At 34.9% G+C, this 11,582-nt stretch carries 13 protein-coding genes; 7 read left to right on the top strand and 6 right to left on the bottom strand.

What is annotated here, in order from left to right:
- Positions 1-59: 59 nt before the first annotated feature.
- The gene (xerD, locus tag A3SG_RS0108125) at positions 60-959 is read right to left on the bottom strand and encodes a site-specific tyrosine recombinase XerD (protein ID WP_016989539.1); all 900 of its coding nucleotides are present in this window, start codon (positions 957-959) and stop codon (positions 60-62) included.
- Between the two features lie 561 nt (positions 960-1,520).
- On the opposite strand from xerD, the gene A3SG_RS0108115 reads away from it, so the two are divergent.
- The gene (locus A3SG_RS0108115) at positions 1,521-2,063 is read left to right on the top strand and encodes a porin family protein (protein WP_016989537.1); all 543 of its coding nucleotides are present in this window, start codon (positions 1,521-1,523) and stop codon (positions 2,061-2,063) included.
- A gap of 75 nt (positions 2,064-2,138) precedes the next feature.
- Positions 2,139-2,555, top strand: a complete 417-nt coding sequence (gene aroQ / locus A3SG_RS0108105; protein ID WP_016989535.1) for a type II 3-dehydroquinate dehydratase — start codon at positions 2,139-2,141, stop codon at positions 2,553-2,555.
- 10 nt (positions 2,556-2,565) lie between these two features.
- Here aroQ and A3SG_RS0108100 read toward each other — a convergent pair whose 3' ends face one another.
- From A3SG_RS0108100 to A3SG_RS0108085, 4 genes are all read right to left on the bottom strand, one after another.
- Positions 2,566-3,435: a cation diffusion facilitator family transporter gene (locus A3SG_RS0108100; RefSeq protein WP_016989534.1), complete on the bottom strand. Its 870-nt coding sequence runs from the start codon at positions 3,433-3,435 to the stop codon at positions 2,566-2,568.
- Positions 3,436-3,456: 21 nt separating this feature from the next.
- Positions 3,457-4,770 carry a UDP-N-acetylglucosamine 1-carboxyvinyltransferase gene (gene murA / locus A3SG_RS0108095; RefSeq protein WP_016989533.1) on the bottom strand — a complete coding sequence of 438 codons (1,314 nt, stop codon included), beginning with the start codon at positions 4,768-4,770 and terminating at the stop codon, positions 3,457-3,459.
- A 103-nt stretch (positions 4,771-4,873) separates the two neighbouring features.
- On the bottom strand, positions 4,874-5,584 hold the full coding sequence (locus A3SG_RS0108090; protein WP_016989532.1) for a DUF4290 domain-containing protein: 711 nt from the start codon (positions 5,582-5,584) through the stop codon (positions 4,874-4,876).
- A 90-nt stretch (positions 5,585-5,674) separates the two neighbouring features.
- On the bottom strand, positions 5,675-5,959 hold the full coding sequence (locus A3SG_RS0108085; RefSeq protein WP_016989531.1) for a DUF493 family protein: 285 nt from the start codon (positions 5,957-5,959) through the stop codon (positions 5,675-5,677).
- A gap of 123 nt (positions 5,960-6,082) precedes the next feature.
- On the opposite strand from A3SG_RS0108085, the gene A3SG_RS0108080 reads away from it, so the two are divergent.
- The 5 genes from A3SG_RS0108080 to A3SG_RS0108060 all read left to right on the top strand — a co-directional run bounded on the left by A3SG_RS0108080 (position 6,083) and on the right by A3SG_RS0108060 (position 10,703).
- Positions 6,083-6,652, top strand: coding sequence for an AAA family ATPase (locus tag A3SG_RS0108080; protein WP_016989530.1), 570 nt, complete (start codon positions 6,083-6,085; stop codon positions 6,650-6,652).
- A gap of 71 nt (positions 6,653-6,723) precedes the next feature.
- Positions 6,724-8,619: an ATP-dependent DNA helicase RecQ gene (locus A3SG_RS0108075; protein WP_016989529.1), complete on the top strand. Its 1,896-nt coding sequence runs from the start codon at positions 6,724-6,726 to the stop codon at positions 8,617-8,619.
- Complete coding sequence (gene fmt / locus A3SG_RS0108070; RefSeq protein ID WP_016989528.1) at positions 8,619-9,566, top strand: methionyl-tRNA formyltransferase; 948 nt, start codon at positions 8,619-8,621, stop codon at positions 9,564-9,566. Before A3SG_RS0108075 ends, fmt begins: the two co-directional genes overlap by 1 nt.
- 178 nt (positions 9,567-9,744) lie before the next feature.
- Complete coding sequence (locus tag A3SG_RS0108065; protein WP_007136308.1) at positions 9,745-10,017, top strand: HU family DNA-binding protein; 273 nt, start codon at positions 9,745-9,747, stop codon at positions 10,015-10,017.
- 125 nt (positions 10,018-10,142) lie between these two features.
- The gene (locus A3SG_RS0108060) at positions 10,143-10,703 is read left to right on the top strand and encodes a YqgE/AlgH family protein (protein WP_016989527.1); all 561 of its coding nucleotides are present in this window, start codon (positions 10,143-10,145) and stop codon (positions 10,701-10,703) included.
- On the opposite strand, the gene A3SG_RS0108055 is transcribed toward A3SG_RS0108060, so the two are convergent.
- The gene (locus A3SG_RS0108055; protein ID WP_016989526.1) at positions 10,700-11,539 is read right to left on the bottom strand and encodes an aminotransferase class IV; all 840 of its coding nucleotides are present in this window, start codon (positions 11,537-11,539) and stop codon (positions 10,700-10,702) included. The two genes, A3SG_RS0108060 and A3SG_RS0108055, sit on opposite strands and share 4 nt — an antisense overlap.
- Positions 11,540-11,582 lie beyond the last annotated feature (43 nt).

The following is an 11,582-nucleotide window of genomic DNA, read 5'->3' as shown; positions in this document are numbered from 1 at the left end:
TTNTTTTTATTATGCTGTAAAAATGCCACTTAACCATAGTCGCAATTTATTTGCTAGTACTAGCTTTTTCTGGGATGAAAGTTATTAATCACTTCCGATAAAAACTTTCTATCGAGATGTAAATAGATCTCCGTTGTTGTAATCGATTCATGTCCTAGCATCAATTGAATGGAACGCAAATCTGCTCCATTTTCGAGAAGATGTGTCGCAAAAGAATGACGGAAGGTATGTGGACTTATGTTTTTATCCAATGCTATTTTTACCGCTAAATCTTTGATAATCGTAAAAATCATTGCTCTTGTGAGCTGACTTCCCCTCCTATTCAAAAATAAAACATCACCATGTTCTTTCTTTACGTTCAGATGAATTCTAATGGTACTTTTATAAATATGAATGTAATTTTGGGCTAGCGTCCCGATAGGCACAAAACGTTGCTTATTTCCTTTCCCCGTAATTTTAATAAAACCCTCCTCAAAGAACAAATCAGAAATTTTTAAGGACACTAACTCCGAGACCCGAAGACCACAACCGTAAAGAGTTTCTAACATTGCGCGGTTGCGTTCTCCTTCATTTGAACTCAAATCAATAGCCTTAATCAGCCTGTCAATTTCACCAATAGACAATATATCCGGTAACTTTCTGCCCGTTTTGGGTGATTCAATCAGCTCTAAAGGATTGTTCAATCGAAAATCTTCAAAAATCAAGTACCCAAAAAAGCTTTTGAGGCCTGATATAATCCGCGCTTGGGAACGTGGATTAACCTGGCTTGAAACTGAATAGATAAATTGTTGAATCGTTTCTTCCTCTATCTTAAGTGGCGAAACCTCAATTTTATTTTCACTGAGAAACAAGCACAATCGGTCAATATCGAAAGAATAATTTTCTATCGTATTTTTTGACAGACCGCGCTCTATTTTCAAATAGGACTGATAACCTTTGATATATGAATTCCAATTCATCTTACAAAGTAAAGCCTTTTTTAGACATAAAAAAACCAGGCTATAGGCGCGATTTTAAAAACTATTTATTTCTACAGATTTAAAAACGGACACTCTCCAGTATTTTTTACCTCCACCTTTTTCCTCATGTCAGTACTATTTAAAACCGCCTTAACGACAAAGACATAGCTGTCTTTCTTAGGCAATAAAAAAATTCCAAAAAAACCTACTAACATCAAATATTTTTTATGGATATAACTTTTAACATTTGTGACCAAAAATTAAAATAACCGAAAACACCAAATTTACTTTATGAATAAAGGTATTGATTATCAATTATTTAAACTGGTCACCCTAAGAAAATATAAATTTTAACAATCACCGAATCCTATTTACCCCTCACTCTTATTGCCTACTCACAAAAGTTTTAAAACAATATTTTTAATTTACGGCGCAGTATTTGCATTGATGAAAAAGTTATAACAACACAAAAAATTAAGAAAAAAGAAGCGCAATATTTACACTATTAAAGTGTTATTAATTGCAGCTTCAAATTAGCAACTATTACTAAAATACAATTTTATGAAAAAAACACTCTTGGCTGCCATAGTTTTATTTGCTATGTCCGCTTCTGTTCAAGCACAATTAGTGAAATTTGGAATTAAAGGCGGATTGAATTACGCCAATTATTCAGGTTCAGAAATGCAATTTGATGCATTAACAAGTTATCACGCGGGCTTAGTAGCGGAAATAAAGCTGGTGGACAGTTTCTCTATCCAACCTGAATTATTGTACTCTACACAAGGAGCTACCTACAAAAATGTCGTAGAAGAATTTAGAAATGAATTGGGGTATTTAGCCATTCCAGTTATGGCAAAAATTTATTTGAATAAATCTGTAAGTCTAGAGCTAGGCCCACAGGCCTCCTTTTTATTAAGTGAAAGAAATAATTTTGATGTGAGAGACGCAAATACTTTTGATTTCGCGGCAAATGCAGGATTAGGACTTAAAATCACAAAGAGTTTCTTTGTTGCAGGTCGTTACAGTTTGGGATTAACTGATGTTTCAACAAGTGCTGAAACTAAAAATTCAGTAGTTCAAGTTTCTGCTGGATTCTTGTTCTAAAAGAATAAAAAACTAATTTTATTAAAACCGTTCTTTAATTGGAACGGTTTTTTTATTTTTACAAAAACATCCAATATGAAAATTTGCATTATTAATGGACCTAACTTAAATTTGTTAGGAAAAAGAGAGCCTGAAGTTTACGGTAATCAAACTTTTGAAGAGTATTTCACAACTTTACAAATTAAATATCCTGCAATAGAATTTACATATTATCAAAGCAATATTGAAGGAGAGTTGATAGGTAAAATTCAGGAATTTGGATTTTCTTATGAAGGAATCATCTTAAACGCTGGTGCCTACACGCACACTTCGATTGGAATAGGTGATGCAATTAAGGCTATCACGGCTCCCGTAATTGAAGTTCATATTTCAAACACCTATTCTCGAGAGAGTTTTAGACATCAATCCTACATTTCAGGTAATGCTAAAGGAGTTATTCTTGGGTTCGGCTTACAAAGCTACGAGTTGGCTTTGGTTTCGTTTATCAAATAATATTCAGCACCTACTTATGCGGCTCCACATGTATTAACACATGTTCCAATTCAGGAAGTTCTTTTTGCAACTTATCCTTAAGTTTATGCGCTAAGTCATGACCTTCCTTTACGGTTATGGTTGCACTTACAATTGCGTGTAAATCTACATGATATTTCATACCCGCTTTGCGGATGAAACATTTTTCAGTATCAATAATTCCTTCTACTTGATCTGATACTATTCTAATCTTTTGAATCAGATCATCATAAACGTGTTCATCCATTATCTCGCCTAACGCTGGTCTAAAAATTAGATATGCATTGAAAAGAATAAATCCCGAAGCAAAGAGTGCCGCCCAATCATCTGCCGACTCATACCCTTTTCCTAACACTAGAGCAATAGAAATCCCCACGAATGCTGCGATAGAAGTGATTGCATCACTCCGATGATGCCAGGCATCTGCTTTTAAGGACGAACTATTGGTTTCTACACTTCTTCTCATCACTAAACGAAAAGAATATTCTTTCCAAATGATTATTCCTCCCAGAACTAGAAGTGTCCAAGGTTTAGGTAAATCATGGGGAGTACGAATGTTTGAAATACTCTCATAAGCAATAATAGTCGCTGAAGTAATTAGAAAGCCCACCACTATAAAGGTAATTAAAGGTTCCGCCCGACCGTGGCCGTAGGGATGGTTTTTATCTGCTGGTCTGTTAGAGTATTTGATTCCGAACAATACTAAAAACGACGCAAAAATATCTGTGGTTGACTCAATGGCATCGGCAATCAAAGCGTATGAATTGCCAAAAAAGCCTGCCAACCCTTTGATAAGAGCCAAGCAGGCATTTCCAATGATACTAAAATAAGTTGCTTTTACAGCAGTTTGTTCGTTCGTCATTACTAGTTGTACCGTTTTTCTCTATTCCACACGCACAATATTGGCTCCAATAGCTCTTAATCGTTCATCAATTCTTTCATAACCACGATCAATTTGTTCAATGTTTTGTATAGTACTTGTCCCTTTGGCCGAAAGCGCAGCAATCAACAAGGAGATACCCGCACGAATATCTGGTGAAGACATGGTCGTCGCTTTCAATTGTGATTGAAAATCATGCCCCATAACTACCGCTCTATGTGGGTCACACAGCATTATTTTCGCACCCATATCAATCAATTTATCAACGAAGAACAATCGACTTTCAAACATCTTTTGATGAATCAAGACATCGCCTTTGGCTTGCGTTGCCACAACTAAAACAATACTCAACAAATCAGGAGTAAATCCAGGCCATGGAGCATCGGCAATGGTCAAAATCGAACCGTCAATATCTGTTTTAATTTCGTACCCATCTTCATGAGCCGGAATATAAATATCATCCCCCCTGCGTTCTAATGTGATACCAATTTTTCTGAAGGTACTTGGAATAACACCCAAGTTATCCCAACTGACATCTTTGATAGTGATTTCACTTCTGGTCATCGCTGCCAATCCAATCCAACTGCCAATTTCAATCATATCGGGTAAAACTCTATGTTCGCATCCGCCAAGGCTTTTAACCCCTTCGATTACTAACAAATTCGACCCCACTCCGGTGATTTTAGCCCCCATTGAGTTCAACATCTTACACAGTTGTTGTAAATAAGGCTCACAAGCAGCATTATAAACAGTTGTTTTTCCTTTAGCCAAAACGGCTGCCATAACAATGTTAGCTGTTCCAGTTACAGACGCTTCATCTAGGAGCATATCTGCTCCAATCAATCCTTTTGGAGCCTCGACTCCGTAAAAATGATCTTCTCTATTGTAACGGAATTTTGCACCTAAATTAATAAATCCTTCAAAGTGTGTATCTAATCTTCTTCTCCCGATCTTATCACCTCCAGGTTTCGGAATATATCCTTTACCGAAGCGGGCTAAAAGCGGACCGACAATCATAATAGAACCACGTAATGACCCTCCTTCTTTCTTAAAAGCTTCTGTTTCTAAGTACCCCACGTTGACATCATCTGCCTGAAAAGTATATGAACCACAACCATTTTTTTGAATTTTTACACCTAGATTCCCTAAAAGTGTAATCAATTTATTGATATCAATAATATCAGGAATATTGTTGATGATTACTTTTTCGGTAGTTAAAAGAACTGCACATAAAATCTGCAATGCTTCGTTTTTTGCGCCTTGTGGAGTTATTTCTCCTTTTAAACGAATACCTCCTTCTATTTTGAAAATTCCCATATGATTGTAGTACTATTTTTATAATTCATTTAAAAACTACCGAATTTACTTAGAGAATTAAATCCCTAATCCGTATCCTCTAAATGCATTACTCTTTCTATTATTATTTATTTTTTGTGTATGTTTTTGATTTACCGGTTTTCACGTTTTTATTACTTTGTATTTTTGGTTGTCCAGCCGGCAAAATTTTATTGGATATTCGTTTGTTTGTTCGCAACAAATCCGTTGTGCTGATCAACTCCTCAGTACCTTCAGTCAGGTTTAACTTACCATCCGAAAGTTCGAATAAATGTTCAAAAATCACATCGTCCTTAACGGTGTCTTTGTTCCAACTTAAATACGACTTTTTCATGTGATTTGCAATCACTTTAACGAGTGCGTTTTTCATATCGCCGTCTTCCCATTTATTGGCAACATCAATCATAAACTTGATGTTATTACCATAATACCTGTATTTTGGAAAATTCTGAGGATATTCTAAAATGTCTGGCTTGAGCTGTAACACTTCCCGCGAAGGTATTGGATACGGTGAATCAACTTCCAATTTAAAATCGGACATAATAAAAAGTTGATCCCATAATTTATGTTGAAAATCCAATACGTCACGCAAATGGGGATTTAAACTACCCATTACTTGAATGATATATTTTGCGGCTTTATTTCGCTCTTCGACATCTTCAATAGCAATTGCCTGCTCAATTAGTTTTTGTAAATGACGACCATATTCCGGAATAATTAAATGTGATCTCTCTGCATTATATTCTAAATGGTGAACGACATCGTTCGCGATTTCTTTTTGATATTTTGAATTCATAGGTGAATTTAATTTTGATTCTATATTACACTGACTTAGAGAGCGCACGAAATAAGTATTTGCGTTTGCTTTAAACAGTCTATTTCCTATCTACAAGGAAACGATACCTTTTATAGTAGAAACTTCTAGGTATTTATCAATTATTTCTTGAGAATCTTTAACCTGAACATCAATAGATACACTAGTAAATTTCCCTGTTTTAGATTTTGTTGTTTTAATAACAGCACCCATACAATCAAAAGCTTGTTCTACACGTACTACGTTATCCGCTTCAGAAGGCACAATAAATTTAAACAAATATACAGCAGGCCAAGTATTACTCCTGTCCAACTCTACTTTTAATCTCTCATAAAATTCTTCGGTGTTTTTATCCATCTTGATTTTTAAAAAAATAATAGCAAATATACGGTTTCAAATGCGAATTATGAATTATGAATTATGAATTTTTCCCGAAAACTCATATTTTAATGGCAATCATTTTTTCGATTTCCAATAAGTTTGAGTAAGTTTGCGCCTTATTTCCAAAAAGTGCAGAAAGAAATCATAGTAATTATCGGCGGTCCAGGAACAGGAAAAAGTACTATTATCGATGGGTTAATCGCTAAAGGCTTTTGTTGTTACCCTGAAATCTCCAGAGAAGTAACCTTAGAGGCAAAAAAACAAGGCATTGAGCAGTTGTTTCTCGAGAAGCCATTGCTGTTCAGCGAACTTCTTCTTGAAGGAAGAAAAAAACAATTCGTTGATGCTTCTAACGAATCGCACAAGGTTGTATTTATCGACCGTGGAATTCCTGATATTTTAGCTTATATGCATTATATAGGAGACAGTTACCCTGCCTCTTTTGACGCTATTTGCCGAGAACACGTATATAGTAAAATTTTCATTCTTCCCCCTTGGGAGGAAATTTACGTGAGTGATGAAGCCCGATATGAAAACTACGAGCAAGCAAAATTAATCCAAAATCATCTTATAGAAACCTATGAGGGATATGGTTATTCTCTTATAGAAGTCCCTAAAGACAACCTCGATAACAGAATTCTTTTTATATTAGATGAAATTTCTAAGTAGTTCGTTCTAGAAGTCAAGAGCCACAAATTATTGATTTGTTATTCAAAATTTGTAATCAAAATTCATAATTGATGTCAGAAGCATTACAAATTCTTACAAAATACTGGAAACACGATTCCTTTAGGTCGTTGCAAAATGAAATCATTGATTCCGTTTTAAGCGGTGACGATACCTTTGCATTAATGCCAACCGGCGGAGGAAAATCAGTATGCTTTCAGATTCCTGCGATGATGAATGAAGGAATTTGCTTAGTAGTTTCCCCCCTAGTCGCCTTAATGAAAGATCAGGTTGCCAATTTGCAAAAGCGAAACATTAAAGCAATCGCCCTAACAGGCGGAATAAAGTCAGATGAAATGATCGACCTGTTGGACAATTGCCAATTTGGAAATTATAAATTCCTCTATTTATCTCCCGAACGTTTGCAGTCAGAATGGATCATGGACAGAATAAAAAACCTTCCTATCAATTTGATAACCATTGATGAGGCTCATTGTGTTTCGCAGTGGGGCCATGATTTTCGTCCGGCCTATTTAAAAATTTCCAACTTAAAAACGCATTTCCCCAAAATTCCCTTTTTAGCGTTGACCGCAACCGCGACACCTCAAGTTAAAGAGGACATTATTAACGAACTTGGATTAGAAGAACCTAAGGTTTTTGAAAAATCGTTTGCACGGAAAAATATTGCCTATATGGTTTTTGAAGTGGAAGATAAGCTCTTTCGAATCGAACAAATTCTAAGAAAAAATCCACAATCCTCTATAATCTATGTCAGAAACAGAAAGTCCTGTATTGAAATTTCATCCCAATTGCAATCGTTAGGGTTTAAGTCCACTTATTATCATGGCGGACTTACCTCTAGAGAGAAGGACAAAAACATGCAGCTTTGGATGAAAGACAGGGCACAGGTTATTGTTGCCACAAATGCATTTGGAATGGGAATTGACAAACCAGATGTCAAGACCGTAATTCATATCCAGCTCCCAGAAAACATTGAAAATTATTATCAAGAAGCAGGTCGGTCCGGCAGAAACGGGGAAAAAGCATTTGCCGTACTCCTAACGAACCCCTCCGATATTAAACAGGCCGAAAATCAGTTTATACATATTCTTCCTGACAAAAAGTTTTTAAACGAAATGTATAACAAACTATGTAATTTTTTCCAAATTGCATACGGAGAAGGGATTAACGAACGGTTTTCCTTTAATTTAAATCATTTTTGTTTAAAATATAAGTTCCCTGTTCTAAAAACATACAATGCAATGCAGTTTTTGGACAGACAAGGAATCATTACACTATCACAAGAGTTCTCAGAAAAAATCCTGTTGCAATTTATTATTCCTTCTAAAGAATTAATGCGCTACATGAGTTTGAATCGCAACGACGAAGAAATCATTTTGTCTATCCTCAGAACATACGCTGGAATTTACGATATGCAAACCGCCTTTAACGTACCATTAATCGCAAAAAAATCAAAAACAACTGAAAATCAAGTATTAGCCGTTTTACAAAAATTAAAAGAAAAAGATATCGTTGATTATCAGTCACGAAATAATGATGCCTCACTGATTTTTAACGAAATTCGGGAAGACGAAAGAACCATCTCTAGAGTTTCTAAATATTTAGAAAACCAAAATCAGCTAAAAAAAGAACAACTTCAGTCGGTATTGGGTTATATTAGTGAACAAAAAGTCTGCAAAAGCAAATTGATCTTAAACTATTTTGGTGAAATAACAACGGTTGATTGCGGCATATGCTCCTACTGCATCACTAAAAAAAGCAAGAAAACAGACAGCAACAGTCTTTCAAAAGAGATAATTGCGTTATTAAACATCGCCGATTTAAATTCTAGAGAAATTGAAAATAAAACAAGAAAAAAATCAGAGGATATTATCTTTGTGCTGCAGCAGCTATTAGAGAGCGAAAGCATACAGATAAAGTCTAATAATAAATATACATTAAAACTATAATGGAAAAATTAAGAATCGTATTTATGGGAACACCAGAATTTGCCGTTGGCATTTTGGATACCATAATCAAAAATAAATATACTGTTGTAGGAGTCATTACTGCTGCCGATAAACCTGCCGGACGTGGTCAAAAATTAAAGTACTCTGCAGTAAAAGAATACGCTTTAGCTAATAATTTATACCTATTGCAACCTACAAACTTAAAAGACGAATCATTTTTAGAAGAACTAAAATCTTTAAATGCAAATTTACAAATTGTCGTAGCCTTTAGAATGTTACCAAAAGTAGTTTGGGAAATGCCAGACCTAGGCACCTTTAACCTACACGCATCGCTTTTACCTAATTATCGTGGCGCTGCACCAATAAACTGGGCAATAATAAATGGAGAAATAAAAACAGGAGTTACTACTTTTTTTATTGATGACAAGATTGATACGGGTGCGATGATCCTGAGTTCAGAAATTAAAATAGATCCAACTGAAAATGCAGGACAACTACACGACCGCTTAATGCATCTGGGTAGCGAAACAGTTATAGGCACTTTAGCGCTAATAGAAAAAGGAAATGTCACCACAACTATTCAGAAAGATGCATCAGAGATTAAATCAGCATTTAAACTTAATAAAGAAAACTGCAAAATCGATTGGACAAAATCAGCTTTAGAAATTAACAACCTGATAAGGGGCTTGAGTCCTTACCCTGCTGCCTGGTGTATTTTTTCAGATAAAGATGAAGAATGGAACGTAAAAATTTACGATGCCAAAACACTACTTGAAGGTCATGATTTAGCGACCGGTACCATGATTTGTACTAAAAAAGAAATGAAAATCGCAGTGGAAAATGGCTTTGTTCACGTTCTCAGTTTACAATTTCCCGGAAAAAAGAAGATGACGACACCCGAGTTTCTAAACGGAATCTCGTTTTCTAATCAGGCAAAAGTCTACTAAACTCAATAAAACAGGAGGTTTTTTACAAATCACAACAAATAACCGTAGTTTTATGAACAAAAAAAATAAGTTATCAACAAAACGAGCTAAAAACAGCCGAAACGCTTGCAGGGAAGGGATTTCCTGCTAAATTTGTGTATTAACAATTTTTTATAACCAACAATTAATAACTATTATTATGAACAAATCAGAATTAATCGATGCTATCGCTGCTGATGCAGGAATCACAAAAGCAGCTGCAAAATTAGCTTTAGAGTCATTTTTAGGAAATGTAAGTGGAACTTTGAAAAAAGGTGGTAGAGTATCTTTAGTAGGTTTCGGATCTTGGTCAGTTTCAGCAAGAGCAGCAAGAGACGGTAGAAATCCTCAAACAGGAAAAACTATTCAAATCGCGGCTAAGAACGTTGTAAAATTCAAAGCGGGTGCAGAACTAGAAGGTGCAGTAAACTAATTGTAAGTTTTAAAACCTATTATAATAAAAACCTTCCTGATGGAAGGTTTTTTATTGTCTTTAGACGATTTTATTTGGTTAATTCTCTTATTTATTCTTAAATTTAATAAAAAAAGTACACTATTATGATTTCAGAAAACTTAATAAAAGGACAACTACTTATAGCAGAGCCTTCTATAATTGGAGATCTATCATTCAATAGATCTGTAATTTTATTAGCGGACCACGATAAGGAAGGATCAGTAGGTTTTATCATCAATAAACCATTGAAATATACAATCAACGATCTACTCCCTGAAATTAATGCCGCTTTCAAAATCTATAATGGAGGACCTGTCGAACAAGATAACCTCTACTTTATCCACAATATCCCGGAATTAATACCAAACAGTATAGAAATTTCTAATGGTATCTACTGGGGCGGAGATTTTGAATCTACAAAGACACTCATAAATAACGGGAAAATAAACAAAAATAATATCCGTTTCTTTTTGGGTTACACCGGATGGGAAGAAAACCAATTAGAGTTGGAAATGACATCAAATTCATGGATTGTTGCCCCTAATAGCTATAAAAACAAAATAATAGGGAAAGCATCTGCCCATTTTTGGAAAGAACAGATCTTAGAATTAGGAGGCGACTACATGATTTGGTCTAACGCACCGGAAAATCCCTATCTAAACTAAGTAGCACTTACCACTTCGTTTAATTTTTCCAGCAGTAATTTTGACAAGACAACATCAAACTCTTTTTTCCTATAGTTCGTTATGGGCTGTATTCCCTTTATCACGTTTGTGATAAACAACTCGTCTGCTTTTTGTAAATCAAAGGGGGAAATTACTTCTTCTATTACTTCCAAATAGTCTAATTTCTTAGCGAATTCCAAAACCTGTTTTCTCATAATACCATTTAAACAACCTTCAGAAATCGGAGGAGTAATTAATTTCTTCCCGGTAAGCATAAAAAGATTCCCTTGAATAGCTTCTACAACATTCTTGCTATCGTTTAATAACAAACAATTGTCATATCCATTTTCGCTAGCAAAAATACTAGCCGTAATATTTAAAATTTTATTCGTCGTTTTTATCGAAGATAATAATTGTTTACTTACATAAAAATCTTTGAACAAATCCACCTCATATTTCTCCTGATTGAATAAATAAAAGGCCTCTTCTATACCTGTGGTGTGAATTAAAAAGGAGACGTTATTACTTTTCGGTAGATAATACCCGCCATCATTCCTAAAAACAGTAATTCTGGCTCGAGAAGAGTTTGACAACGAATTAGCAGTCGCTAAAGAGACGATTTGCTCCTCAATATACTCCATAGTGAAATTCATAGGAATCTCCATTCTAATGACACGCATGGATGCCATTAGCCTAAAATAGTGGTCTTCTAAAAAAAGAATTTTAGAGTTAACTATTTTAACCGTTTCAAAGACGGCATCGCCATATAAAAAAGCACGATTGTGTGTCAATATATTAGTATCCTGAGATACCATAGTTCCATTAAAATTAATCATAAAAAAAGCCCTAAATTTAGTTTAGGGCAAATGTAAGTTATAA

Source organism: Flavobacterium sp. ACAM 123, assembly GCF_000264055.1.
Lineage (GTDB): Bacteria > Bacteroidota > Bacteroidia > Flavobacteriales > Flavobacteriaceae > Flavobacterium.
The sequence above is the reverse complement of the archived record's forward strand: the minus strand, read 5'-3'. Positions and strand labels throughout refer to the sequence as shown.

What these genes read in the sequence shown, in the direction of transcription:
- xerD (WP_016989539.1), bottom strand. Translation starts at nt 959, where the DNA reads ATGAATTGGAATTCATATATCAAAGGTTATCAGTCCTATTTGAAAATA.
- A3SG_RS0108115 (WP_016989537.1), top strand. Translation starts at nt 1,521, where the DNA reads ATGAAAAAAACACTCTTGGCTGCCATAGTTTTATTTGCTATGTCCGCT.
- aroQ (WP_016989535.1), top strand. Translation starts at nt 2,139, where the DNA reads ATGAAAATTTGCATTATTAATGGACCTAACTTAAATTTGTTAGGAAAA.
- A3SG_RS0108100 (WP_016989534.1), bottom strand. Translation starts at nt 3,435, where the DNA reads ATGACGAACGAACAAACTGCTGTAAAAGCAACTTATTTTAGTATCATT.
- murA (WP_016989533.1), bottom strand. Translation starts at nt 4,770, where the DNA reads ATGGGAATTTTCAAAATAGAAGGAGGTATTCGTTTAAAAGGAGAAATA.
- A3SG_RS0108090 (WP_016989532.1), bottom strand. Translation starts at nt 5,584, where the DNA reads ATGAATTCAAAATATCAAAAAGAAATCGCGAACGATGTCGTTCACCAT.
- A3SG_RS0108085 (WP_016989531.1), bottom strand. Translation starts at nt 5,959, where the DNA reads ATGGATAAAAACACCGAAGAATTTTATGAGAGATTAAAAGTAGAGTTG.
- A3SG_RS0108075 (WP_016989529.1), top strand. Translation starts at nt 6,724, where the DNA reads ATGTCAGAAGCATTACAAATTCTTACAAAATACTGGAAACACGATTCC.
- fmt (WP_016989528.1), top strand. Translation starts at nt 8,619, where the DNA reads ATGGAAAAATTAAGAATCGTATTTATGGGAACACCAGAATTTGCCGTT.
- A3SG_RS0108065 (WP_007136308.1), top strand. Translation starts at nt 9,745, where the DNA reads ATGAACAAATCAGAATTAATCGATGCTATCGCTGCTGATGCAGGAATC.
- A3SG_RS0108060 (WP_016989527.1), top strand. Translation starts at nt 10,143, where the DNA reads ATGATTTCAGAAAACTTAATAAAAGGACAACTACTTATAGCAGAGCCT.
- A3SG_RS0108055 (WP_016989526.1), bottom strand. Translation starts at nt 11,539, where the DNA reads ATGATTAATTTTAATGGAACTATGGTATCTCAGGATACTAATATATTG.